Below are 24,991 nucleotides of genomic sequence, written 5' to 3' on the forward strand. Positions count from 1 at the left end.
TACTGCTACGCCTGAATATTCAGGCTAGTGGGTTAGTACATTCAGCGTGTACGCTGAACTTCTTATTAAAGGTGTAAATATGCACCGACAAGGACAACGGCCCCATTCCCTGCCAGAATTCCTGCTGTGCGGCTGATGGGCACACAGACTGGCGAAGATAGTTTTGCTGATATTCCAATTCCATATCCAGCTTGGCTGGAATTTGGATGTAGGCGTTGATGCCACCTTTGACCACTTGCGCACCTTGATAATACCAGTCGCCCATCATAAAGGAGGTTTTGAAGCTATGATTGACGCGCTTAAGGGCCTGTTCAACCAACTGCGGGTCTTGAGAGTCAACCGCAGTGAGGGATTGGCTTTGAATACAGGCAGTCAGAGACAAAGTGGCCAGCAGCGCCAATGCCGAATAAGACAACGTGCGAATCAGGGTACGGGGCTGTGTGGACATAAATGGTCTCCGTCTTGCGTTTACATATGAAGTATCGGCTGCGCCGAAATATCCTTTAATTTGCTAAGTTGAATGCATGTAAAAAGGGTTACTGGCTAATGATGAGGAGAGTGAATCGTTGAAGCTGTTCAGTTTTCTGTTAATGGGTGGGGTAAAGTTTTTATCTCACTGCTTCTATCGCGGCAGGCCGAACTGGCTGAGTGAAGAACAGGAAGCCGCGCTGGGAGAGGTAAGGCTGGTGGTTTTTTTGAACCATACCAGTTTGTTTGAGCCGCTGTTTATTCGCTTTGCGCCCTGGTCATTTGTCTGGAATATTGCACACAAGGTCATTGTGCCTGGTGCTGACGTGACCTTAGAGCGTCCCCTTGCTGGTCGTGTGCTTAAGGTGCTGCTGCCGGGCGTTATTCCCATTACCCGTAAAGCGGATGAGAGTTGGGAGCATTTCTTGTCATTGGTAAATGGTGATGTGATCACCGCTATTTTGCCAGAGGGGCGGATGAAAAGACGCAACGGACTGGATAAGGACGGCAAACCCATGAGCGTGAGAGGTGGGGTGGCGGACATACTGGAACGGTTGGATCAGGGCAAACTGCTGTTTGTTTATAGTGGTGGGCTTCATCATATTCAATGTCCGGGAGAGCGCTTGCCCAGATTGTTCCGAACACTGACCGCGAATCTGGAAATATTGGACATCGCTGATTACAAGCGACAAATCGAACAGCGTCATGAGTCTGGATTTAAAGCCAAGGTGATGGGGGATATGAATCATCGCCTTGATGCATTTGTGCCCTGAAAACACAGACCAAGGTCTATTCGCTTAATTTATAAAGTTTTCTACACTTTGCTTGAGGTGTGATGGCTTTTTACCGGTAAGTCCGATTCATGCCGCTACTAGGGTGTGGGTCTGATTAAGCCACGAATCTCATACTTCAAGGTTACCTATTTTGGAAATGCCTGGCCAACCGGATGGCTTGTTCAATTCGGAGGTGCTTGTGTTTGCAAAACTGTCGTTACGCCAACAATTGGCAAGCGGATTTTTAATCTTAGTGGCCATTATCTTTGTTGTTGTTGCACTATCTTACGTGGCGTTATCACGGGGCAATGACAATCTGGAAACCTATAGAGAGCTTAATCAGGACCGAGCCGTAGTGCAGCAAATGACCATTTCTTTGATGGAGATGAGAATTTCAGTTATCAACTTTCTGAAACAACCTAACCAAACCAACCTCGACGCCATTGGCAAGACAATACAACGGCTGAATGCTGATGCGGAAGCTACCCGAAATGGATTGACCCAACCTGAATTTAAGCAGGCCGTTCAGCGAATAGTGCAGTCTATCAGCCAATATCAAAATGTTTTTAAGCAAGTTGAGGGGCTGTTTCGTCAACGCAATCAGCAAGTCGGCATAATGGATGAGGCTGGACCGCAAGGGTTAACCTTGTTGCATGAGTTGCTGGGAAGAAATGAAATCCGTCAGGATCCTGAACGCAATGTTCAAGTGGCCCTTAGTTTAGAGCAACTGATGCAAGCACGCTTGTCTGCCAATAAGTACCTGATGACCAATGCTGATGCGGACGCCGCGTCCGCGCAGACGGCCTTAACGGGTTTGCTGCAACGATTGGGGCAACTGCAAGTGAATACCAGTGGTGACGTTACTAAGCTTGCCGCGCAAAGCCAACAGGTCGTTGAACAATACCAGGCAGCCTTTAGTGCCACGGCTGGCATTATCCGAGAGCGCAATGGACTGATCGAAACCGAGCTAAACCGGATTGGCCCCGCGGTGTTAAAGGAGCTGCAAAACATTGCGCAGGTAATACAGACAGATGAGCAGAAAACCGGTGACCAAGCAATTGCTTACAACAAGAAGGTCGAATGGGAAGTCATCATCCTGGCGATTACTTCTGTAATTGTGTCTATTTTAGTGACTTGGTTTGTCAGTAATATGGTGATTCGACCTATTGGCGGTGAACCAAGGGACATTGAAGCCATTGTGCGTAAAGTGGCTTCGGGTGATTTTACCTTTGCCGGAACCAGCACAGGCAATGGCAAACCCCTCACAGGTATTTATGCTTCTACCATGCAAATGGTTGAGCAATTGTCCGGGCTTATCAGGCAAATTAATGGTGCCAGTGACGAGTTGACTCATGCCGCCCAGGGGCTGTCGAAAGTCACCCAGCAAACCGCTGATAATACAGAAAACCAGATGAATATGCTGACGCAGACCGCCACCGCTATGGAAGAAATGACCATTACGGTGCACGAGATTACCCGCAGCGCTCACAATGCCGCTGAGGCTGCCCGAGAGGCAGATAACCAGGCTCAACTGGGAAAGCAGGTGGTGGATTTTACCGGTCAGAATATCGACAAGTTGGTCGGTAATATTCGCGGTGTAAGCGACATTATCTCCAATTTGGAACAAGAGGTGGACAACGTTGGCAGTATTTTGGGCGTGATTCGGAGCATTGCCGAACAAACCAACTTATTGGCATTGAATGCGGCTATTGAAGCGGCGCGGGCGGGGGAGCAAGGTCGAGGCTTTGCGGTGGTGGCAGACGAAGTCCGTACTCTGGCTAGTCGTACTCAGGCCAGTACCGAAGAGATTCAGGCCAAGCTGTCCAGCCTGCAAAGTCAAACCAAGCGTTCAGTGGAGTCTATGTTGAAAACCACAAGTGAGGCGGAGCAAACCGCCAAGGCTGCCTTGGAGACCAACAGTGCGTTGGAGAGCATTATTTCGGCGGTGGGAATGATTAATGATATGAATCATCAAATCGCCAGCTCTTCCGAGGAACAGAACATAGTGGCTGAGCAGATCAATCGTAGTGTGGGGGATATCAATGTCATTGCCCGGGATACTTCTGAAGGAGCAAATGACACCGTGGCTTCCTCGAACAGTTTGTATGAACTGGCCAAGCACTTAAAGCAAAGTTGTGAACGTTTTAAGGTTGCCTGACTTAGAGGGGAAACCATATAAAAAAAGCCGCGTAATGCGGCTTTTTTTCTTCGACTGATTGTTACAGTACGGCAACCAGTGCTTCAGCAATATAGTCAACGTTTTGGTGACTGATGCCGGCGATATTGACACGGCTTGAATCAACAAAATACACAGCATGCTCGCTACGCATTTTCTTCACTTGCTCGGGGCTGATACACAGATAAGAGAACATACCTTTCTGGCGGGTAATGAAGTCAAAATCTTTACCGCTTTTTTCTTTGATCTTATCGGCCAATAAGCGACGCAGTGTTTGCATCCTTTCGCGCATCTCGGTCACTTCATCCATCCACAGGCTCTTCAACTCGTCATTGTTGAGAATGATGTCAACCAATGCACCACCGTATGAAGGTGGCATAGAGTATATGGCACGGGCAATGGCCTGGATCTGGGTTTGTAGTGCATCGCGGCTTTGACGGTTGGCGCTGATAATGGCAGCCAGGCCTACACGCTCACGATACAGACCAAAATTCTTCGAACATGAGGCTGCAATAATGACTTCCGGCAGGTTGTCTGCCAGCAGTCGCAAGCCGTAAGCGTCATCTTCAATGCTGTCACCGAAACCTAAATACGCAATATCAAGGAAGGGCAGGAAGCCGCGCTGTTGGGCTAATTCCAGCACCTTATTCCATTGCTCTTTAGTCAGATCTGCACCAGTGGGGTTGTGACAGCATCCATGCAGCAGCACGACATCGCCTTTATTGATTTTTTCCAGACAAGCGACCATTTGGTCAAACTTGATGCTGGCCGTGTCTTTGTCGAAGTAGGGGTAGGTTTCAATTTTAAGACCGGCGCTACCAATAAGTGGAATATGGTTAGCCCAAGTCGGGTCGCTTACCCACACGGTCAGATCGCCGTTAGCACGCTTAAGCAGTTCAGCAAGGATTCGCAGCGAACCACAACCGCCCGGGGCTTGAACTGCAGCAACACGCTGTTCAATCAGGGTCTTATGACCTTTGCCCAGCAGCAGTTCCAGCATCCCATCAATAAAACCTTGTACGCCCTGAGGGCTGATATAGGTTTTGGAATCCTCATTCGCCAGTAGGATATTCTGTGCTTTCGCAACAGCATGCAAAATTGGCGTACGGCCTTGTTCGTCTTTATATACGCCAACACCCAGGTCAACCTTCTTAGGGTTGGTTTCCTGTTTGAACGCGGCGGACAGGCCAAGGATAGGATCGGCAGGTAACTGCTCAAGCACTTCTAACATGGTTTCCCTCAACTAATTTGTGTGCAGATGGTTTTGTGCGCAAAAGGCGTCCTATTATGACAGCAGTACGACAAATTTCGAGTGCGGATTTATATCATTGTTGTTATAGATATTCGTCTAAAGGAAAATGCTGGTTGACAGTATTGTAAAGCTCTCCTGACGGCAGAAAACTGCGCTCATGCCAACTAATTTGACTGTGCCTGTTTACCATAAGCAGGGTAGAGGTGCGGGTGCCGTATTCCTCGCTACAAATAAAAATAGAAGACAGCCGTTTTTCCCACTCTTTGGATACGCCGGTATCCGGCAGGCAAGCGTCATCTGCAGGGGTTTCGTCGCGCAGTATGTTGAACAGCATCTCAATGTCGGTGCTGCCTTGGTGGCAATAGTTGGTGAGTGCCGCAACGCCTTTGCTGGTCTTTGGCCAGGGACTATGGATATCCGCATTCGAGAGACCATAGACGCCATTTTCTAACTGGGTTAGCTGGTCGGTATGGTTGTTGTATACCGACAGCGACTGCCAGCGGCCAAACAGTAGGTTATAGCCGTTGTAATTATTTCTATACTGACGCAGCCATTTGGCGTAATCAGTGGCTGTAGAACCTGCCAGATAGTCGCTAACCAAGTGACCGCGGCTGGGCTTGTCGGCAACAAAGGTTGAAGGGCTACGAATGTTGGTCAGGGCGGCAATCTGTCCGCGGCGGTTAATGCCCATCCAGGTGCCGCCCCCTTGTATATCTCGTCCCGCTAAAATATCCGGCTGATCCTGCCAAAAACCAGATGCTGATGTTGGGCGACGATGAAATTCATCCCGATTGGCAGCGATCAGCAGCGGATATTCCGGGTGCTGTCTCACTGCCACGAACAGGATACACATGCCAGTCCCTAATCTTTACTGCGGCTGGCTGCGGTCTTCTGATAAGTGCTGGCCAGTCCTTCTACAAATGCTTCGGTGGATACCCCATCATTTATGGCATAGCTGTAGGGTAGCAATACAAATTGATAGTTAGGGCGGGGCGAGAAATCAGCTTGTTTGATCTCCTGCCATCCCATCAGACAGGCAATAAGCAAAAAAGTACAGCCCAGCGCGATGCGATTACGCCTGTAGGTTGGTTGGTGGAAGGCAATTAATAACGTTAACCAAAGCAGGCTAAAGAAGAGTACGCCCATCACTGTTAGTTCAACACCATTCCAGGCAGCAAATTGGGCGAAGTTGAATTTCAGCCACTGACTTACCAAAGACAGCCCCATACCGACTAAGACCACTAACAGTAAAATTGAATACTGACTGGCCAGTCGGGCATCTTGCTTTTGTAGCCTGGAAAGTAATCCAAATAGCAAAGGCCAGACGGATAGGATCAGTAATTCGCTGACAAGCCGGGGCAGCATCTTGCCCACATCAAATTCGACAAAGGTGTGCAGGTAAGTTTGGTAAGTGAGGGCCAAGGCGTAAACAAAGGCAAGTAACAGCGTGAAACGCCAATGTGACAATATGGTCAGGCGTGATTCGATAACGCTGAGCCTGAGTGCTGGTTCTACTTGTTCGGCACTATCAAAAATACGCAGGCGGGTTTTACCCAACACCACCACATCATCTTTGCTCAGTTCTGCCTGTTGCTGTTGTTTGCCGTTGACGCGCATGCCGTTTAGCGACTGGCTGTCGCGAATATAAATGCGGCCTTCTGCATCTTGTTCTATTACGGCGTGTTCGGCGCCCACATAGGGGTCATCCAGACGGATATCGTTATCATAACCACGGCCAATGCTGACCGAAGGCTTTGCAAAACGGTAGTGTTTTACCTGACGGTTGTTGCCGCCGAGCTTTTCAATGATTATTGCCATGCCATAGCCTCCACGAAACGATGGGTGAACGCCTGGCTCATTTGCTGAGTCACGCCTGCCAGGGTAAAGTGGCTAATCAAGCCTTGTTGGGCCTGGCCGTAACTGGCGCCAAGGATCAGTACATCAAAAAGCTGATCAAAATCTTTGTAGGCGCGGGTGCAGAACACAAATCTGAGTTTCATGCTCTGGGCATTAGTGACGCGCTGTTGCTGACACTGATAGTTGGTGATGTTTTCCTTGCCTGCATTATTACCCGGACCGGCACTTTGCATACCTTGTTCGTATAAGTTGTAGAACGCGGTGGAAGACAGCTTGTTGGAGGTCAGCCACTCGTATTCCAGTTCCAGCGTGCCGGTGCGCAAGCGTTGGTTCAAAAAAATTTCCTCGTCAAGGCGGCAGCGCTTTTGCACAGTCAGGTAACGGGCGTTTTTATCATTGGCATTGGAGTCGCCCCAGCAGGGTAAAAAGTCCACGACCTCACCCGCGACTTTGGCCTGTCCAAGGGACGCCATTGGCCATGGTGCTTGGATAAAGGGGGAGAGCAAGCGTTCTTGATTGACGATTAACTGGCGTTGAATTTCATTCAGAAAACTATCCGGCAAGCTATCCTGTGCACGTCCAACCAAAGCCTGCAATGGCGCCAGAGGCACCAGAAAACCGATCTGGTTTCCGGCCGTAGCGACGTTGACACCAACCACCAGGCCGGACGCATTCACAGTGGGGCCGCCACTCATGCCAGGGTTGATTGAGCCGGTAAAATGAATTTTCTGATTGAAGCTGCTCTTCTTAAGGCCATTGTAAGTGCCGGGTACCACTATCATGCCCAAATCATGGGGATTACCCAGTGAGAAAATATTGTCACCCTGCGCTGGCAGGTTGGCCGCTAAAGGGAAAAATGCTGCTGCATCAGATTCTCGGCGCACCAGGGCGAGGTCGTTTACCACATCAATATGCTGGAGTGTCAGTGGCCCTGTTTCACCTGTGTGGGTTAAATATTCGATACGGTATTTTTCGGGAAAAAAAACTGAATCTGAAATGACATGGTAATTGGTGACGATCAGACCATCGGCGCTAACCTGAAAACCAGAACCTATGGAGGACTTGTTACCAGACTCCACTTCAATCATGCGAATTTGAAACAGTGCGGGTTGGTAATGGCCAAAAACATCTTTGGCATTTTCTTCTGCCAATAGTGGCATGCTTGCCACTGAACCAAGCAGGGATATCAGCATCCCTATTATGAACGTCAACTTCATTGTCACACCAAAATGTCATCAATAAGGTCATTCTGCCTGAGCAGACAAGGCTTTGCCATGCTTTCTCTTGTTTGAATTTGTGCAAATACGCTCGACAAGCAGTAGGAGGTCGGAGAACATTAGGTACATTGAAGTTAAACACGTGAATTTATGCAATCTTCACTGAATATGCCGCCAATTGGCGATAAAGTGCCCAGAATAGGCAGCCGTTTTACTTTTTGGCTTGGCTGTAAAGTCTTGGCCATGAAAGGTTGGAAAATGGAAGGGGAGTTCCCCAACCTGAACAAAATGGTGGCCTGCGTGGCTCCGCATACCTCCAATTGGGATTTTGTTGTGGGTCTGGCGACAGCTTTTGCGCTTAGGCTGCGGGTTTCCTTTTTAGGGAAACATTCTTTGTTTAAAGGCCCTTTGGGCTGGTGGATGCGAAAAATAGGCGGTATCCCGGTTGAGCGCAGTGCACCTCAGGGCTTAGTACAGCAAGTGGCAGATGTATTTGCCCGTCAGGATATGGTGTTGGGCGTGGCACCTGAAGGCACGCGCAAGAAAGTCGAAAACTGGAAGTCCGGCTTTTTGCATATCGCCCGTGCTGCCAATGTTCCAGTGCTGCTTATATACTTGGATTATAAAAAGAAAGTAATTGGATTTGGTCCTTTGATGGAAATCGGCGATGATATAGCCGTAGAGATGGCTAAAATCAGAGAGTTTTACGCTGGCGTCGCAGCCAAGTATCCTGAATTGGCATAACAGTTCGTACAGGGACCGCTTGACCCTAGGCAGCGGTCTCATTGGGCAATGATGAGGTGATTTTTGGATTTTAAAGGTTTTACCACCAGACTGGTACACGCTGACCGACTGCTTAACCACCCTGAAGACGGGGCTGTGCATCAGCCTGCCACTAAGTCTGTGCTGTTCGAATATAAACAAGTAGAAGATTTGGTTGATGTGTTTCAAGGCCGCAACCCCGGGCATGCATACTCACGTCAATCATCTGCTTCAATCAATGCGTTGCAGAATATGCTGACGCAATTGGAAAACGGTGTAGGCGCACTGACTTTTGCCTCGGGTATGGCAGCGATTACCACGACCATGCTGGCTTTGTTTAAGCAGGGCGATCATCTTATTTTCAGCCAGTTTTTATTTGGCAACACCAACAGTTTTGCCAATACCTTGCGTGGTTTCGGCATTGAGGTCACCTTAGTGGATACCACTAAGGCGGGCAATGTGGCGGCCGCTATTCAGGAGAATACCCGCGCGGTGTACCTGGAGACTATTGCCAATCCGGTGACGCAGGTTGCCGATCTCGCCGCCATTGGCGATTTATGCGAAAAGCATGGTTTGTTGTATCTGGTGGATAACACCATGACCCCGGCGAATTTGTTTGATGCGAAGTCAGTAAAAGCGTCCATGTTACTGGGGTCACTGACTAAGTACATTGCCGGCCATGGTCATGTTTTGGGTGGTGCGGTGATTGATACCGGGCTGTTCGATTGGCAGGCGTTTCCTAATATCAATGACTCTTACAAGTCACAGCCAAGCCATCTTTGGGGGTTGCTGCAAGTCAAAAAGAAAGGGCTGCGTGATATGGGCGGCTGCCTGACCCCTGACTCGGCACATTTGATTTCGGTCGGGATGGAAACCCTGGCGCTGCGAATGGATAAAATTTGTAAAAACGCCTTAACCCTGGCGACCTACCTGGCCAGTCATGCCAAGGTGGAGAAGGTCTATTATCCAGGCTTAAGCGACCATCCTCAGCATGCTTTGGCCAGTGAGTTTTTCAGCCAGTATGGCGGGATTCTAAGCTTGGATCTCAAAGAAGGTGCAGACTGTTTCGCGTTTTTGAATGATCTGAAGCTGGTGCTAAATGCCACGCACTTAGGTGATACCAGAACACTGGCTATTCCTGTCGCTCACACGATTTATTTTGAAATGGGCGCTGAACAGCGTGCCAAAGCGGACATCAGTGACAATATGATTCGTCTGAGTGTCGGTATTGAAGATATTGACGACATTATCGCTGATTTTGATCAGGCGCTGGATAAGATCTAAAGGGTCTAAGGCTGAGTGAAGGCGCGTATTTACGCGCCTTTTTTGTTTGATAAGGCGAACCGGAGACAATCCAGGCCCGAGTCAATTCATGCTATTTGTACCATGTGTTAACCTTATTTTTTAGTTAGCCGGGGAAAACGCCATGAATGAAGTGATCGGCATTATGCTGTTGGGTGGGGCGTTACTGGTTTTCAGCATTCTTGCCAGTGTCCTGTCAAATCGCCTGGGAGCGCCACTGCTGCTGGTATTCTTATGTATAGGTATGCTGGCAGGAGAAGACGGCATATTGGGCGTAGAGTTCGACAACCCACAGCTTAGTTTCTTTATTGGCTCTTTGGCGCTAGCCATAATTTTGTTTGATGGTGGTATGCGTACTCACAAGGAACGATTTCGGGTAGCGCTGTGGCCAGCCATTAGTTTGTCCACCCTAGGTGTTGCCCTTACCTGTACCATCACCGCGGCCGGGACGGTGTGGTTGTTCGAACTGCCCTGGCCGACAGCGCTGCTGATAGGTGCATTGCTCAGTTCAACCGATGCCGCCGCCGTGTTTGGCATTTTTCAGTCTCGCGGTGTGACCCTTAAACAGCGAGTGGCCTCGACATTGGAAATTGAATCCGGTACTAACGATCCCATGGCCGTTATTTTGACCATGACCCTGACAACGGCCCTGGCCACCGGCGCTTCTCTGGACCTGCTGAGCCTTGGCACAGATGTGTTATGGCAGTTAGTGATTGGACTGATTGCCGGTTGGTTGGGCGGGCAAGCCTTTATCCAATTGGTCAGGCGTATTCCGCTGGATTTTACTTTTGTACCACTGCTGGCTGCAGCCAGTGCCATTCTGGTGTTTTCCTTAACCGCCAAAGCGAACGCCAGCGGCTTTCTGGCGGTGTATTTAATGGGCTATCTCATCGGTAATGCGCGGTTGCCTCAGATTGTGCATATATTACAGGTGCAGGACGGCCTGACCTGGCTGGGGCAAATACTGATGTTCCTGATCCTGGGGTTATTGGTCACGCCTTCACATTTGATGGATAACGCCGCGTTATCGCTATCCATCGCGCTGATATTGATTTTTGTCGCCAGGCCCATTGCTACCTTGGTGTGCCTGTTACCTTTTGCCTTTCCGTGGCGCGAACAGCTATTTATCAGTTGGGTTGGGCTGCGCGGCGCCGTCCCTATCATCCTGGCCTTGTATCCCTGGCTATCCGGGCTCGAAGATCAGGCCTTGTATTTCGATGTGGCGTTTTTCGTGGTGTTGATTTCCTTGTTGGTACAAGGCTGGACAATGACACCATTGGCGAGATGGCTGGGGTTGGAAGTACCGCCTACGCCAGAGCCAACGCAGCGTTTGCCACTGGAAACCCTGCCAAGTGGTGACCCGCTGGAAGTCTGGGCCTTTCCCATCAACAAGGACAGCCTGGCGTTTGAACATCGCTGGGAGGAGCTGAGTTTTACTCACCAGCCCTGTTTTGTGGGCATTATCCGCAACCATGCATGGATTCAGGCTGAGCATACCCAACAATTTGTTGACGGCGATTGTGTGCTGGTGATGGGGCGGGCTGCGGATATGGACAGCGTCAGTCGCGTGCTGGCCAGCAGCGACAAAGCCAGACAGTTACAGGAAAGTGACTTCTTTGGTGCATTCAGCTTGCATGCCAGCCTGTCACTTGGTGAAGTTGCGCAGTTCTACCCATTAGGTGAGCTGCCACAAGAGAAAGCCGCCTTGAGTCTGTCGGACTTCTTTGCCCGTAAGTTTCACCGCCGTGTGGTGGTTGGAGACTACCTGCATGTGGGAAGTGTGACACTGACAGTGCGACAGGTGGATAGCAACGGCAATATTGAGAGTGTGGGTATAAAAGAAAGCTAAGTTAAGGGGCGGCCAGAATAGGCCATCCCTTGAGCTTTAAGGTTGGCTGTCATCCAACAACAAAACCTGTGGTGGTAAGCCGCCCCCGGTTGCATCTAGTGCAACAGCGGTAAAGGCTTGCCCAGCCATTAGATCTAACGCCAGCGGTCCGATGGCGGGTTCTTTACTGCCTGCTGGTGTGACTGTCACGTAGTGGCGTCCTTCTGCGAGTTCTACGTAGCCGGTGTTAGCCAAATCAGGGGAACTGAAGGGAATATCCGTGAAGGCGGCAGACGCGTTGCTGATGTCTTCACTGTCTGTTACATAGATATCAACACGTCCGGCATTGGGTGATGCATGCACAATGCGCACTTTAGCGGCGGTGGCTAGAGGTCTTGGGGTATCAACTAATACACCTAAGGCAATATTGGCCAGATTATTGTGAGCAATGGCAGTATAAATTGCACCTTGCTCCAACATCAAAGGGGCATCGTCAATAACCACAACACTGTTGTCTGCGTCCGCGGCGACATCAATCAGATAGTCACCATCGGCTAAGGGGAGATAACCTGATTGCTGCAGAAATGCAACGCCGTCAAGCCCTGGGGCAGCAGGTGCAGAATTATTGTTCACTAAAACATCCACAGCAGGGCCGTCGGCTACGCCGTGCACAACACGAAGATGCGCGCCAGCATTAGCATCCCAAATCAAACTTGAAGATTCTGCCGTTGACAGTAATAAGGTCACGGGGGAGGTACCTGCGCCGACATTATCCGTTGCAGTGACCATAGCATCCAAGCCATCAGACAGGGACAATGTGCCGGAGTCAAACACCACATCCTGGCTGCCTGCAGGGGTAATTCTTACCTGATAGTCACCGGCTGATACTTCAACTTGTGCGGTATGCTCTTTAAACGACAGCGTTGCTAACGCTTGCGCGCTGCTGAGGTCATCGCCAGGTGCCGTGACATAGATGTCTACCATAGGGGCATTTGCCGCCCCGTGTACAATCTGTACTCTGGCATTGCCAGCTGTTACTTGGCTGAAGTCGTTTTCAATTATCAACGGCTCGATGGTAGCAACTGTGCCTACGGCCAAAATATCGTAGGTCTTATCTCCTGCAAAAGTCAGCTCTGCTGGCCCGATTACCGGAGTTTGTGTGTTCATCGGCAGTTGTGCATCGACTTGAATGGTGTATTTGCCTTCGTCCAGGGTAATCCAAGGGGAAGACACCTGATAATCGACATTTTCCAACTCCGCCAGTATGCTGTCATTCGCAAGTATATTAACCTTCGGCGCATCAGATACCGCATGGGTAATACGCACGTATGAACTGACTGGTGCGGGTGGTTCAGGTTCTGGTGTTGGTGCTGGCGTGGTTGAATTATCATCATCAAGCCAACATCCCGATAGTGCTGCAGTCATCATTGAGATCGTCAAGAGCTTTGTGATCCCTTGCATGGTTTTTTCCTCATTGTTGTTTAGGCAAATTCAACTACGGGCAAAAGTCTGCAGGGGATCACATCCCGTTAACATTAGTCCTTTCTTTCACTTTATTAGAATGTTTTTGCGCATTTATTGCGATTTTCTTTCGTAATGATGAGGTCGATAATTAGCTCGTGTTCTAAATTAACTGACTGGAGAACGAGCCATGAAAAAGCTGTTATTAATCAATACAAGTCTTAACGGTAAGCAAGGTCATTCCTGGCAACTGGCTGAAAAGTTCGTTGACCAGTTAGCGGCCTCCGCCGATATCAATGTTACGCTGCGGGATTTGGATAGCTCAAACCTGCCTCATCTGAGCAGCAGCGAAATGGCGGCCTGGATGACTCCTGCTGATGAGCGTTCGGAGCAACAGAAGGAATTGGCTACGATCTCAGATGAGTTGGTGGCAGAGATTAAGGCCAATGACATTATTGTGATTGGTATGCCCATGTACAATTTTGGTGTTCCTTCGGTGTTCAAATCCTGGATTGACAGGGTGGCTCGCGCTGGCGTGACGTTCCGCTACACGGAAAATGGTCCGGTCGGATTGTTGGAAAATAAAAAAGTGTATGTGGTGGCGGCACGAGGCGGCCTGTATCAGGGCACGCCGAAAGACAGCCAGACCCAATACTTGAAAGATGTACTGGCATTTTTAGGTATGTCAGACGTTGAATTTGTCTATGCAGAAGGCCTGAACATGGGGCCTGACGCGGCGAATAAAGGTTTTGCACAAGCCGATGAAAAAATTTCTGAACTTATTGAAAAAATGGTTGCCTGAATAAGTGCAGTGAGTGAGAGCCGAGCTCTTACAAATGTGTGTTCCTAGTTGAGTGTGCTCTTTATGCCCCGCCCTCGAGCGGGGCTTTTTTATGCCCGCGTGTTACCGTATCTGCTACCCATCGATTTTCTCACTATCAGCATATCTATGCTAAACCTTGATAGTCCGGGCTTATTTTTAGCCTTGGATAAGGCATGGAGGGAAGTTGGCCTATGCCTTTTGTTATCAATGCGCACCGTCGGCAGATGCCGCGCATTGATACAACCATAATCAAGGGAGCACAATATGAAAAAGAGCACAATCAGCATGGCCGTGGCGACCATGTTTGGCATCTTACCTGTTTCTCAACTCACCGCCCAGGAGCAGGGGGCTGAGCAGGTCGAGAAAATAGCCATAGTGGGCAGTCGAGTGTCGGGGCGTTCGGCAGAAGAGTTACCGGTGCCTGTCGATATATTAGACGCAGAAGCCCTGCAGAACACCGGGCAAACCGAAGTGGGCAGAATGTTGCAGGCGGTCGCTCCATCCTTTAATTTCTCCAGTTCCTCCATCAGCGATGGTACCGATGCCTTAAGGCCTGCCACGTTAAGAGGCTTGGGACCCGACCAGACACTGGTGCTGATAAACGGCAAGCGTCGTCACCAGGCGTCGCTTATTCATATTAATACCTCTGTGGGTCGTGGTACTGCTGGGACTGATATGAATGCGATTCCCGCTGCTGCCATCAAACGCATTGAAGTTTTGCGGGATGGTGCGGCCGCACAATATGGTTCAGATGCCATTGCCGGGGTAATTAATCTGGTACTTAAGGACAGTGCTGAACAGGGCAGCGCGGGGCTCTCGTATGGCGAGTATTCTGAAGGTGATGGTGAGACCATTAACCTGGATCTGAATAAAGGCCTGGCACTGGGGGATGATGGTTATCTGAATTTAACGTTTAACTACCGGGACCGTGGGCATACCAACCGGGCCGGACTGCACGGCTCCTGCCAGTTCCCTGGCTGCACGACGTTGGCGGACGGCACCTTGTTGGCGGGGGATCCCAGAGAACTGACCGCGCCACGCGATACCTTCAGGATTGGTGACGCAGATTCTCGGCAAATTGCCTTAACCCTAAATACGGGGTATCAGTTGGGAGAAGGGGAGTTATATGCTTTCTTAACCTATTCTACCCGTGACAACGAGTCGGCTGCGTTTTTCCGTCATAATGCCAATGCAGATGGAAACACCCCACTGCAAGACGGCGATGCCACAATTCAGATGGGATTCCTGCCCAAAATAAATTCGCAGATTGATGATCTGTCTTACAACCTGGGTTACAAGGTGGATTTTTCCAACCAGGCTAGTTTGGATTTGTCCTATACCTGGGGGGAGAACCGCATTGACTATGAGACCAGTGACTCAATCAATGCGTCTTACGCCAACACCCTGCGTTATGAGCAGGGCATGAGCGCTGAGGAAATTCGTTCCAGTATTCCCCGTGAGGCAGATGCTTATGGTCTGGAACTGTCTCTGCAAACCCTGAACCTCGATTACACCAAAGAATTTGACGACTTCTCGTTGGCATTGGGAGCGGAAGTGCGTGAAGACGGCTACAAAATTCTGCCCGGTGAAGAATACGCCTATCGTGATTACGATACGGTAAATGGTGTGAGTATCTACAGTGGTTTGAGTGGTGGCTTGGGTAGCGAAGATGCCAGCGGCGGTATTCAGGGCTTCCCAGGTATTGCACCGGCCTCATCGGTAGATGAAACCCGCAATGTTATGTCGTTTTATGTGGATGTCGAAACTGACCTGAGCGAAAACTTACGTGTCACAGGTGCACTGCGCTACGATGACTACGACGGTTTTGGCCATACCACCAACTATAAGCTGGCCGCTAACTGGTTTGTTACCGACAATCTGAGTTTACGTGGTGCGGTAAGCTCAGGCTTTCGCGCTCCGTCCATGCAGCAGTTGTACTTCAACAATATCGGTACCCAGTTTGTCGTAAACAGTCAGGGGGTGTTGGTGTCTCAGGAAGTGGGCACATTCAGAAACGACAGTAATCTGGCGCAAGCCATCGGGATTCCAGAATTGACCGAGGAGAAGTCCCAGAACTGGAGTGTTGGGGCCATTGTTAAGCTGTTTGATGAGATCAGCGTAACGCTGGATTACTACGCCATTGATATTGATGACCGCATAGTCATCAGTAACCGCTTAGGCAAAGGGCTGTCGTCTACTCTGGATGCGGCTTTGGATGCATCGGGCGCCGGTGCCGGCCAGTTCTTTTTAAATGGCGCAGATACCGAAACCCGCGGGCTGGATATTGTCAGTACCTGGAATACCGATCTGGCCGGTGGTGATTTGGATTTAACTCTGGCGGCTAACTTTACAGATACCGATGTCGTTCGGCTGTTTACCCCACAAGGCAGTGGGCTGGAAACCGTGTCTGTGGAACAGGTGTTTTCTGAGCAGGACATTTCTATTATTGAGGAGTGGCAACCTGATAGCCGGATCAGTCTCAGTGGTTTATACCGCCAGGATAACTGGGATATGACCCTGGCATTTAACCGCTATGGTGAATACACAGTGACGGACGGCGGCACCCAAACCTATGGTGCAGAAGTGTTAACCGATGTGCGGTTGCGTTATCACCTGAGTGACGATTTTAGTATCAGTTTGGGTGCGAACAACCTGTTCGATGTTACCCCGGATGAAAACCAAATCGGTAACTCCCGCGGTGGCACTATTGTGGACGGGCAGGGCAATGTGGTGGTATCCAGCCCCGGTATTTTTAAATACTCGCGTCGTTCGGCGCCATTTGGTTTCAATGGTGCCTACTATTATCTGGGTTTGGAATACCGGATGTAGCGAAAGGCTTCCCCGGTCAGATTCTGACCGGGGAATGGCTGTTATTCACCAGCCAGGGTTTTTTCCAGGGTCTGAATAAAATCTTTGTCCTGAGGTTTGGTTCTTGAACCGTAAGACTCTACGACGTCCCCTTTGCTGTTGACTAAGTACTTATAAAAATTCCATTTTGGCGTAGTGCCGGATTTTTTCGCCAGCATGCGATACAAAGGATCGGCATCATCGCCACGTACCGCAATCGGTTCAAACATAGGGAATTTAACCCCGTAGGTTAATTCGCAAAGCTCGGCGGTTTTCGCTTCATCATTGTCTTCCTGATTAAAATCATGAGAAGGGAACCCCATCACCACCAGGCCCTTGTCTTTGTAATCGGCATACAGCTTTTCCAGGCCTTCAAACTGCGGGGTGAAACCACAATAACTGGCGGTATTCACAATCAGTAAGGTTTTACCCTGGTAGGCCTGACACAAGTTGACCTCTTCCTGAGAGTTCAGTTTGCGCTTAACAAATTTGAGCAAATCAGGGCATTGGTCGGCCATGGCACTGCCGGCTACCAAACTGAATAACAAAGCAATCAAACGCGTTTTCATGGTGATCCTTATCGAAATGAGATATTAAAATCTGTTGTATAACAAGAACTGATAATACGCCATCGTCTTTCAGTCAGATCATTTATCGTAGCGATAAACGGCACTTTAGGATTTAATAATCGGTTTATTACCCCAGGCAAAACGGGAACACTATAACAATGCACAAGACGACAAAACGTTATCTGGTGCTGCTTATGTGCGCAGGCTTAAGCGCATGCAGTACCACCTCACAAACATCTTCAGGTCCTGCAGTACAGAACAAACCGCTGCCGCAGCCGGTTCAGGCCGAAGCGGCGCTGGCTGCCCAGGGTGACAAAATCAGCCTCGAACAAATCATGGCAGATCCAGACTGGATGGGACGCTTCCCGCAGGACCCGTTCTGGGGGCTGGATAGTCAGAGCATACGCTATGCGCGTAAGCGTGAAGGCAGCCCAGTGATGGACTTGTGGCAAACCTCTGCGCAGCAAGGTGGCAACGGTGCTGTACTGCCGCTGGGTGAGCGTCACCTGACAGACAATGGTAAGCGCATTTTTAATGCTGATGCCAGTAAGGCGGCTTGGTTATTTGAAGGAAACTTATTCGTTAAAGACCTATCCAGTGGCAAGGTGACACAGCTTACTCGCTCCAGTGAGCGCGTCAGCCGCCCGATGTTTATGAATAACGGCAGCCTGGCCTATCAAGCAGGCAATGCCTTGCTGGCAATTGATCTTAGCAGTGGTTTAACCCGCCAACTGGCCAGTTGGAAGTTTGCCGACAAGCCTAAAGCTGTTGAAGCGCCGAAAGACTATCTGGCTAAAAAGCAGTTGGAATTGATCCAGTACGTAAATAAAGAACGTGCTGACCGTCAGGCCAAGTTTGACCACAAACAAGCGCTGATGGCTGAAAATGCCAGCTTAACCCCTGAGCCATTCTACCTGCCAGCTAACTATCGCACGGTGGAAGCTAGCCTGTCGCCAGATGGCAAAGGCTTAGTACTGGCCATAGAAAAAGATGAGCCGGGTCGTGATGATAACGACATTATGCCCAACTACATTGGCGAAGACGGCCGGATTAAATCTGAAACCGTGCGGCGTATGGTGGTGGATGCCAAGCCTCGCACCCAGGAACTGTGGCTACTGGATTTAAACAAAGGTACCCAGGTGGCCCTGAGCTATCAAACCCTACCTGGCTACAATGACGATGTACTGGCCGAGGTGAAAGCCGAAAATGCCAAGGCGAAGGGCGAGAAATACGAAACAAACCGCCTGCCGCGGGATATTGGTCTGATTACCGACTGGTACTGGAGCGAAAGCGCTATCAAGTGGCACAGCAGTGGTAACCAAGTGGCCGTGATGCTCAAAGCCTGGGACAATAAAGACCGCTGGATTGCCACTGTGGATTTGGCCAAAGGTAAACTGGTGAATCAGCATCGTCTGCACGACAAGGCCTGGGTAAACTACCGTTTCAACAGCTTTGGTTGGCTGAACCACAGTGAAACTTTGTATTTTCTGTCTGAGCAGTCGGGCTATGCGCAGTTGTATCGTCAGGAGTTGGGCGGCAAAGAGTTGGCCCTGACCTATGGCGACTATGAAGTCGACAAGCTGACGCTGACCCGTGATGACAAGTTCATCTACTTCAGAGCCAACATCAAGCATCCTGGTATTTACGAAATTTACCGGGTGAATCTGCAAAGCGGCGATATTGAAGCCCTGACCGATATGGGCGGTGATAATGAATATGTGCTTAGCCCGGATGAGCAAAAACTGCTGCTAACCCACAGCCAGGTGACTCGTCCGCCTGAGTTATATGTGCAGGAGGCGCAAATCGCGGCCAAGCCGGTTAAACTGACCGATACTGTCAGCGCAGCCTTTAAAGCGATGCCCTGGGTTGCCCCTAAAGTGGTGCCGGTACCGTCCAGCCATTCTCAATTGCCGGTGTATGCCAAGGTATACTTACCCGAGGATTACCAGCAGGGTCAGAAACGCAAAGCGGTAATCTTTAATCATGGCGCCGGTTATCTGCAAAACTCCCATTTGGGTTGGTCAGGTTATTTCCGCGAATTTATGTTCCATAGCATGCTGGTGCAGCAAGGCTATGTGGTCATGGATATGGACTATCGTGCTTCCGCGGGCTACGGCCGTGACTGGCGCACCGCCATTTACCGTCAGATGGGGACCCCGGAAATTCAGGATCTTCAAGACGGGGTTAACTGGTTAGGTGCCAATGCCAACGTAGATACCAAGCGTATCTGTACCTATGGCGGCTCTTATGGCGGCTTTATGACCTTTATGGCGCTGTTTACCAACCCTGAGCTGTTCCAATGTGGTGCGGCGCTGCGGCCAGTGACTGATTGGGCTTATTACAACACGCCTTACACCGCCAATATTCTGAACACCCCGCAAGTAGACGATCTGGCCTATAAGCGCAGCTCGCCAATCTATTATGCAGAAGGCTTGAATAAGCCACTGCTAATTAACGCGCCTATGGTGGATAACAACGTGTTCTTTGTTGATGTGGTGCGCCTGGTGCAGCGTTTGATTGAACTGGAGAAAACCGATTTTGAAACCGCTATCTACCCGGTTGAGTCGCACGGTTTCCGCCAGCCCAGCTCCTGGCTGGATGAGTATCGTCGTATTTACAAGTTGTTTGAGGACAACCTCAACTAACAGTTGTGTTACTTAAATTAAAGCCCCGCTGGTCGGGGCTTTTCTTTTGGCTTTCGCTACAGTAAGTTAGCTGCCGTTGTTTGTGCGGCAAAGGAGCCAGAATATGAAAATCGCCTTGATTGGGTTAGGGGATATCGCCCAAAAAGCCTATTTGCCGCTGTTGCAGGAATGGCCCGAAGTGAACTGGCTGCTGTGCAGTCGCAACCCTGAGGTGTTAAAGCGTCTGACCAGGCAGTACGGGGTTGCCGAGGCGTGTATGGACTACCGCCAGTTACCGGCGGTGGATGCGGTAATGATCCACAGTGCCACATCTAGCCATTTTGATATTGCCCGCTACTTTCTGGCCCGCAAAGTGGCGGTATTTGTGGATAAACCACTGTGTGACAATTATGCAGATTGCGAAAGTCTGCATGAATTGGCCGCAAAGCAGGGCACACCGTTGTTTGTTGGCTTTAACCGCCGCTATTTACCCATAGTGGAGCAGGAAGCCGGCAGCCCACTGACTGAGCTGCAAAACTTGCAGTCTCTGCGCTGGGAAAAGCACAGGCATAATCTGCCCGGTGATACGCGCACCTTTGTGTTTGATGATTATATTCACGCGCTGGATGGGGTAAACCTATACGGCAACGTTAATCCAGATGATATTCAACTGCAAAGTCAGTTTCAGGGCCTGCAACTGAGCCGTTTACGTTGTCAGTGGCGAGTTGGCGAACGTGATTTTGAAGCCAGCATGGACAGGCGCTTTGGCATGACCTGCGAGCGTATTCAGCTGTGTCAGGACAACCATACGCTGGAATTTGACAGCTTTACCTCGGGGAGAACTTTGTCAAACAACCGCGCATCGCAATTCAATCTGGCAGATTGGACCCCCATGTTACACAGCAAGGGCTTTTACGCCATGCTGGCGCACTGGTTGTCTGTGGTAGAGCAGGGCAAGCTGGACGATGCCAGTATTGCCCGGAATCTCAACAGCCATTTGCTGTGCGAAGAAATCTGCCGTCGTCTGGGCGCCTGAAGGTTAACTTGCTCAGTCTTGCGTAGCAAACTGAGCAAAGACTTCTGCACCCGTCATATTGTGTGTCTGGTTGGCAAAGCTATAGTAATGCGGTTTTTCATCAATAAAGATTTGATGATCCAGGATTAGCCCCTCCAAGTCGCCAAACAAACCCGCCGAGACGATATGCTGATTGTTTTGCTTTAGCCGGTAAAAAAGCGCACTGCCACACTTTTTGCAAAAGGCGCGTTCCCCCCAATCAGACGAATCAAAGCGCTCGACAAATTGCTCGCCGCTGATTGTCAGATCCGTGCCGCCATCAACGGCCAAAAACGGGCCGCCCACCCATTGCCTGCACATACTGCAATGGCATACACCCACCTTATTTTCTACTTCGCCACTTAGTGTCACTGCGCCGCAAAGGCAGCGGCCGTCTGCATGAATTTTCATTTCATTTTTCCTTAGGTGAAAAATGCCGAAACAGCGCAGGGAAGGCCAGTACAGTCCCTGTTGCGGCACCTAATAAATGGGCATCAATAGCGACATTCGCGCCGATCAGCTCAGCCACCTCAGCGCTGGGGCCGACCCATTGCTCATAAAGTACTTTGACCCATAAACCGAGGAGGAGCAGCCAACCTGATTTTATACCATGGCGGATATCCATGGCGGCTCCCCAGGCAAACAGCCCATGCAGCACGCCGGATAATCCCACGTACCAGATTAACTGCACTGAAAACAGATACAAGCCCAGACTGCAGCCCAGGCCGCAAATCAGCATAAACATCAGGTAGCTGCGGTACTGATAATACTGGCCATGCAGCGCCCAGAGTAACAGGACTCCGGCGCTATTTAGCAGCAGGTGATTGAAATTGGTGTGCAGCAGATGGCCGGTGAGCAAACGCCACCACTGTCCATCTTGAATCAGTAGTCGGTCATACTGCAGATATTCCTGGCTCCAAGGCTCAAGGCCATATAGCAAGGCAGCCAGCAGCAGGATAAGCAGCGGCCCGGCATAGTGCTGGAAGTGCAGCGGTAATCTTGGCATAAGGTCTTACATCCTCCGTGTTACGGCTATGATACCGTGCCGGGGAGCGAAGAGGTATGCTAATTGGCGCTGGCCGCAATTTGTACAAGTGCCCGGATTGCGATAAGAAAATCAGCCAGAAACTGGCCCGGGAGGCGCTGTGACTGGTAAAGTGGCGAAAACGTCTGGAGAAAGTCATGTCTTTTATCGAAGTGTTGTACGAACAGCATGTGCTGAAGATTCAGCTAAATCGTGCTGATAAGAAAAATGCCCTGTCAACGCAGATGTATGGGCAATTGGCGCAGGCGCTTGAAGACGTGAAAGAAAACCCGGCGGTTAGAGCTGTGCTGCTGAGTGCGGCCGGCAGTGACTTTACTGCAGGTAATGACCTGGCCGATTTTGCCGATTTCTCCGGTCGCGACATGCTAAAAGACACCGAGCGTTTTATGCATGCTTTACTGGAGTGCCCATTACCTGTGGTGGCACAAGTGCAAGGTATGGCGGTAGGGATAGGTACCACCTTATTGCTGCACTGTGATTTAGTTTATTGCTCTCCTGACAGCCGCTTTGCCTTACCCTTTATCAACCTGGGCTTAGTACCAGAGTACGCCTCCAGCTATTTGTTACCTAAGCGGGTCGGTTACGCCAAAGCGGCCGAATGGCTGATGCTGGGGGACGCCTTTGGCGCCGAAGATGCCAAACGTCATGGCTTGGTAAATCAGATTGTGGACACGCCGCTATTGGCTGAGGAAGTCAATAAGGTGCTGGCCAAGCTGGTAGCTAAACCCCGTCAGGCGCTGGCGTTGACCAAGCAATTGATGAGAGGGGACATCGACGAGACCCGTCGGCAAATGGGTAAGGAGCTGGCCTGTTTTATTCAGCAACTGGATTCACCAGCGGCCAAGGAAGCTTTTGCGGCATTTTTGGAAAAACGTAAGCCTGACCCGGCCATTTTTAACTAGCCACACAAGAAGACGAGCGGCTTTGTCAGGCCCAGTAGCCTGCTGGCATAATTAGCGTGATTTGCGCATTGAGGGGAATTGATTTGTATAAAGCGGCGTTATTATTAGGATGGTGTTTGTTGGCCTGGCCCGCAGTGGCACAGGACAAAGTAAGGGAAGACCGAGAGCCTGAAGCTGCCACCGGATTTGCCAATAAAACGGCCGTCAGTGGTGAGAGGTTTATGGTCAGTGCGGCCAATCCTTATGCCGCCTGGGCCGGAAAAAAGGTACTGATGCAAGGCGGTACGGCCATTGACGCCGCTATTGCCGTACAAGCCATGCTGACCTTGGTTGAGCCGCAATCGTCCGGCATTGGTGGCGGTGCCTTTATGCTGTACTGGGATAACAAAAAACAAGTTCTTTACAGCTATGACGGGCGCGAAACCGCGCCGCGAGACACTAATGCTGCGCACTTTATCAAAGACGGCAAGCCTATTCCCTGGCGCGAAGCCATTGTGGGAGGCCGCGCCGTGGGGGTGCCCGGCGTACTGCGAGCGCTGGAAACTGCCCACAAAGAACATGGCAAATTACCCTGGATAAGCTTGTTTCGTGACGCCACTATTGCCGCCGAAGAAGGGTTTAAAGTCTCACCTCGTTTGGCCAAATTGGTCGAATTGGAACTGCATCCCGGTCTAAAACAGTTTATTGCCAGCAAAGCCTATTTTTATCCTGATGGTAAGCCCATTAAGGCCGGTTTTCTGCGCAAGAATCTGCCGCTGGCCCGCACTTTTAATACTATCGCGGAAAAGGGGGCAGATGCCTTCTATACGGGGGATCTGGCCGAAAAAATAGTGGCAGCCGTACAAAAAGCCAGTATTAACCCAGGTACTATGGCGACCCAGGATCTGGCTGAGTATCAAGCCAAAAAACGCACCCCGGTATGTGGTGGATATCGCCAGTACAGGGTCTGCGGTATGGCCCCGCCCAGCTCTGGCGGGGTAGCCACCTTGCAAATCCTGCGTTTGCTGGAAGGTTTTGATATGGCCAGTTTTGCGCCAAACCAGATTGAGGGGCTGCATTTGTTTACCCAGGCCTCAAGGCTGGCCTTCGCCGACCGCGAAACCTTCTCGGCTGACCCGGACTTTTTCCCCCATCCCGTGGCGGCGATGATCAGCGGCTCTTATATCAAAGAGCGCGCAGAGTTAATCAATAAAGCCCAGGATATGGGGCGTGCGTTTGCCGGTAATCCATTCCCGCATCAGCGTTTGGCCGCTGACAATGCCTATGAATTGCCTAATACCAGCCATATTTCCATAGTTGATGCACAGGGCAATGCCCTGTCTATGACCACCAGTATTGAAATGGCCTTTGGCTCAGGACTGATGGTGGAAGGCTTTTTGTTAAATAACCAGATGACGGATTTTTCCTTTGTGCCTGAGGTTAACCGCTCCCTGGTGGCCAATCGCGTTGAGCCTGGCAAGCGCCCGCGCAGTGCCATGAGTCCGACTATGGTATTTGATAAACAAGGTGCGCTCTATTTGGTGGTCGGCTCCCCCGGTGGCAGCCGTATTATCGACTATGTGGCACAAACCCTGGTAGGGGTGCTGGACTGGAAACTGGATATTCAACAGGCCATCAATCTGCCGCGTATTACCAACCGTAATGACTATACCGCGCTGGAAAAAGACAGTGCTCTGGAAACTTTAGTCCCTGAGTTTGAAAAGCTGGGCCATCAGGTCAAAGTGCAAGAGCTCAATAGCGGTCTGCACGGCATTATGATTAAAGACGGCAAGCTAATTGGCGGCGCCGATCCCAGAAGGGAAGGGGTCGCTGTCGGTTTGTAGTGGCTTTAATGTTTAATTGACCCGCCGCTGGCGGGTCAGATCTCTTATTAGCTTTTTAACGGCCCTGTTTTATTTGGCGCATCATTAATGGTGCGTCAGTCCCATTTACAACAGAACTTCTGTCTGTTGCCTTGCAGAGCAGCTAAAGAGGTTCACTCCGGTGCCAGACCAGATTGTCTCTAATGCCAAGAAACGAGACGCAAAGGAA

20 protein-coding genes are annotated in these 24,991 nt (G+C 50.3%); 11 read left to right on the forward strand and 9 right to left on the reverse strand.

All coding sequences use genetic code 11. The features are described 5' to 3' along the window. Window positions 1–19: 19 nt before the first annotated feature. On the reverse strand, window positions 20–448 hold the full coding sequence (locus KJY73_RS06655; RefSeq protein ID WP_214341746.1) for a hypothetical protein: 429 nt from the start codon (window positions 446–448) through the stop codon (window positions 20–22). Between the two features lie 118 nt (window positions 449–566). Here KJY73_RS06655 and KJY73_RS06660 point away from each other — a divergent pair, with 118 nt between their 5' ends. Both KJY73_RS06660 and KJY73_RS06665 read left to right on the forward strand, forming a co-directional pair. Further along, entirely contained in the window at window positions 567–1,241 is a 675-nt protein-coding gene (locus tag KJY73_RS06660; RefSeq protein ID WP_214341749.1) for a hypothetical protein, read from the forward strand. A gap of 199 nt (window positions 1,242–1,440) precedes the next feature. After that, the gene (locus tag KJY73_RS06665; RefSeq protein WP_214341752.1) at window positions 1,441–3,399 is read left to right on the forward strand and encodes a methyl-accepting chemotaxis protein; all 1,959 of its coding nucleotides are present in this window, start codon (window positions 1,441–1,443) and stop codon (window positions 3,397–3,399) included. 61 nt (window positions 3,400–3,460) lie between these two features. Here KJY73_RS06665 and KJY73_RS06670 read toward each other — a convergent pair whose 3' ends face one another. The 4 genes from KJY73_RS06670 to KJY73_RS06685 form a co-directional block, all read right to left on the reverse strand. Beyond that, a complete protein-coding gene (locus KJY73_RS06670; RefSeq protein ID WP_214341755.1) occupies window positions 3,461–4,648 on the reverse strand; it encodes an amino acid aminotransferase in 1,188 nt (395 codons plus the stop codon). A 103-nt stretch (window positions 4,649–4,751) separates the two neighbouring features. Next, entirely contained in the window at window positions 4,752–5,522 is a 771-nt protein-coding gene (locus KJY73_RS06675) for an NRDE family protein (RefSeq protein WP_214341758.1), read from the reverse strand. Between the two features lie 8 nt (window positions 5,523–5,530). Beyond that, window positions 5,531–6,487 carry an FHA domain-containing protein gene (locus KJY73_RS06680; protein ID WP_214341761.1) on the reverse strand — a complete coding sequence of 319 codons (957 nt, stop codon included), beginning with the start codon at window positions 6,485–6,487 and terminating at the stop codon, window positions 5,531–5,533. Further along, window positions 6,478–7,743, reverse strand: coding sequence for a S1 family peptidase (locus KJY73_RS06685; RefSeq protein ID WP_214341764.1), 1,266 nt, complete (start codon window positions 7,741–7,743; stop codon window positions 6,478–6,480). Before KJY73_RS06685 ends, KJY73_RS06680 begins: the two co-directional genes overlap by 10 nt. Window positions 7,744–7,893: 150 nt before the next feature. Between KJY73_RS06685 and KJY73_RS06690 the strand changes: the two genes are divergently transcribed. The 3 genes from KJY73_RS06690 to KJY73_RS06700 all read left to right on the forward strand — a co-directional run bounded on the left by KJY73_RS06690 (window position 7,894) and on the right by KJY73_RS06700 (window position 11,656). Then, window positions 7,894–8,487 carry a lysophospholipid acyltransferase family protein gene (locus KJY73_RS06690; RefSeq protein WP_214341766.1) on the forward strand — a complete coding sequence of 198 codons (594 nt, stop codon included), beginning with the start codon at window positions 7,894–7,896 and terminating at the stop codon, window positions 8,485–8,487. A gap of 63 nt (window positions 8,488–8,550) precedes the next feature. Then, window positions 8,551–9,789 carry a cystathionine gamma-synthase family protein gene (locus KJY73_RS06695; protein ID WP_214341769.1) on the forward strand — a complete coding sequence of 413 codons (1,239 nt, stop codon included), beginning with the start codon at window positions 8,551–8,553 and terminating at the stop codon, window positions 9,787–9,789. A 142-nt stretch (window positions 9,790–9,931) separates the two neighbouring features. Continuing rightward, entirely contained in the window at window positions 9,932–11,656 is a 1,725-nt protein-coding gene (locus tag KJY73_RS06700) for a potassium/proton antiporter (RefSeq protein ID WP_214341779.1), read from the forward strand. A gap of 36 nt (window positions 11,657–11,692) precedes the next feature. On the opposite strand, the gene KJY73_RS06705 is transcribed toward KJY73_RS06700, so the two are convergent. Continuing rightward, window positions 11,693–13,096 carry a DUF4397 domain-containing protein gene (locus KJY73_RS06705; protein WP_214341781.1) on the reverse strand — a complete coding sequence of 468 codons (1,404 nt, stop codon included), beginning with the start codon at window positions 13,094–13,096 and terminating at the stop codon, window positions 11,693–11,695. A gap of 190 nt (window positions 13,097–13,286) precedes the next feature. Here KJY73_RS06705 and KJY73_RS06710 point away from each other — a divergent pair, with 190 nt between their 5' ends. Beyond that, the gene (locus KJY73_RS06710) at window positions 13,287–13,898 is read left to right on the forward strand and encodes an FMN-dependent NADH-azoreductase (protein ID WP_214341783.1); all 612 of its coding nucleotides are present in this window, start codon (window positions 13,287–13,289) and stop codon (window positions 13,896–13,898) included. 285 nt (window positions 13,899–14,183) lie between these two features. Further along, on the forward strand, window positions 14,184–16,748 hold the full coding sequence (locus KJY73_RS06715; RefSeq protein ID WP_214341785.1) for a TonB-dependent receptor plug domain-containing protein: 2,565 nt from the start codon (window positions 14,184–14,186) through the stop codon (window positions 16,746–16,748). Between the two features lie 41 nt (window positions 16,749–16,789). Here the strand turns inward: KJY73_RS06715 and KJY73_RS06720 are convergent, their stop codons facing one another. Continuing rightward, window positions 16,790–17,335, reverse strand: coding sequence for a glutathione peroxidase (locus KJY73_RS06720; protein ID WP_206593728.1), 546 nt, complete (start codon window positions 17,333–17,335; stop codon window positions 16,790–16,792). A 158-nt stretch (window positions 17,336–17,493) separates the two neighbouring features. On the opposite strand from KJY73_RS06720, the gene KJY73_RS06725 reads away from it, so the two are divergent. Then, window positions 17,494–19,980 (forward strand): S9 family peptidase, encoded by a 2,487-nt coding sequence (locus tag KJY73_RS06725; RefSeq protein WP_214341787.1) that lies wholly within the window; start codon window positions 17,494–17,496, stop codon window positions 19,978–19,980. 103 nt (window positions 19,981–20,083) lie between these two features. Next, window positions 20,084–20,995, forward strand: a complete 912-nt coding sequence (locus KJY73_RS06730; RefSeq protein ID WP_214341790.1) for a Gfo/Idh/MocA family protein — start codon at window positions 20,084–20,086, stop codon at window positions 20,993–20,995. Between the two features lie 12 nt (window positions 20,996–21,007). Here the strand turns inward: KJY73_RS06730 and KJY73_RS06735 are convergent, their stop codons facing one another. Then, window positions 21,008–21,424 carry a GFA family protein gene (locus KJY73_RS06735; RefSeq protein WP_214341793.1) on the reverse strand — a complete coding sequence of 139 codons (417 nt, stop codon included), beginning with the start codon at window positions 21,422–21,424 and terminating at the stop codon, window positions 21,008–21,010. A gap of 1 nt (window position 21,425) precedes the next feature. Further along, entirely contained in the window at window positions 21,426–22,019 is a 594-nt protein-coding gene (rrtA, locus tag KJY73_RS06740; protein WP_214341799.1) for a rhombosortase, read from the reverse strand. Between the two features lie 176 nt (window positions 22,020–22,195). Here rrtA and KJY73_RS06745 point away from each other — a divergent pair, with 176 nt between their 5' ends. Together KJY73_RS06745 and ggt are read left to right on the forward strand one after the other, a co-directional pair. Beyond that, on the forward strand, window positions 22,196–22,960 hold the full coding sequence (locus tag KJY73_RS06745; RefSeq protein ID WP_214341802.1) for an enoyl-CoA hydratase: 765 nt from the start codon (window positions 22,196–22,198) through the stop codon (window positions 22,958–22,960). Between the two features lie 116 nt (window positions 22,961–23,076). Further along, window positions 23,077–24,783: a gamma-glutamyltransferase gene (gene ggt, locus KJY73_RS06750; RefSeq protein ID WP_232848413.1), complete on the forward strand. Its 1,707-nt coding sequence runs from the start codon at window positions 23,077–23,079 to the stop codon at window positions 24,781–24,783. Window positions 24,784–24,991 lie beyond the last annotated feature (208 nt).

This window comes from Bowmanella yangjiangensis, assembly GCF_018531185.1.
GTDB lineage: Bacteria > Pseudomonadota > Gammaproteobacteria > Enterobacterales > Alteromonadaceae > Bowmanella > Bowmanella yangjiangensis.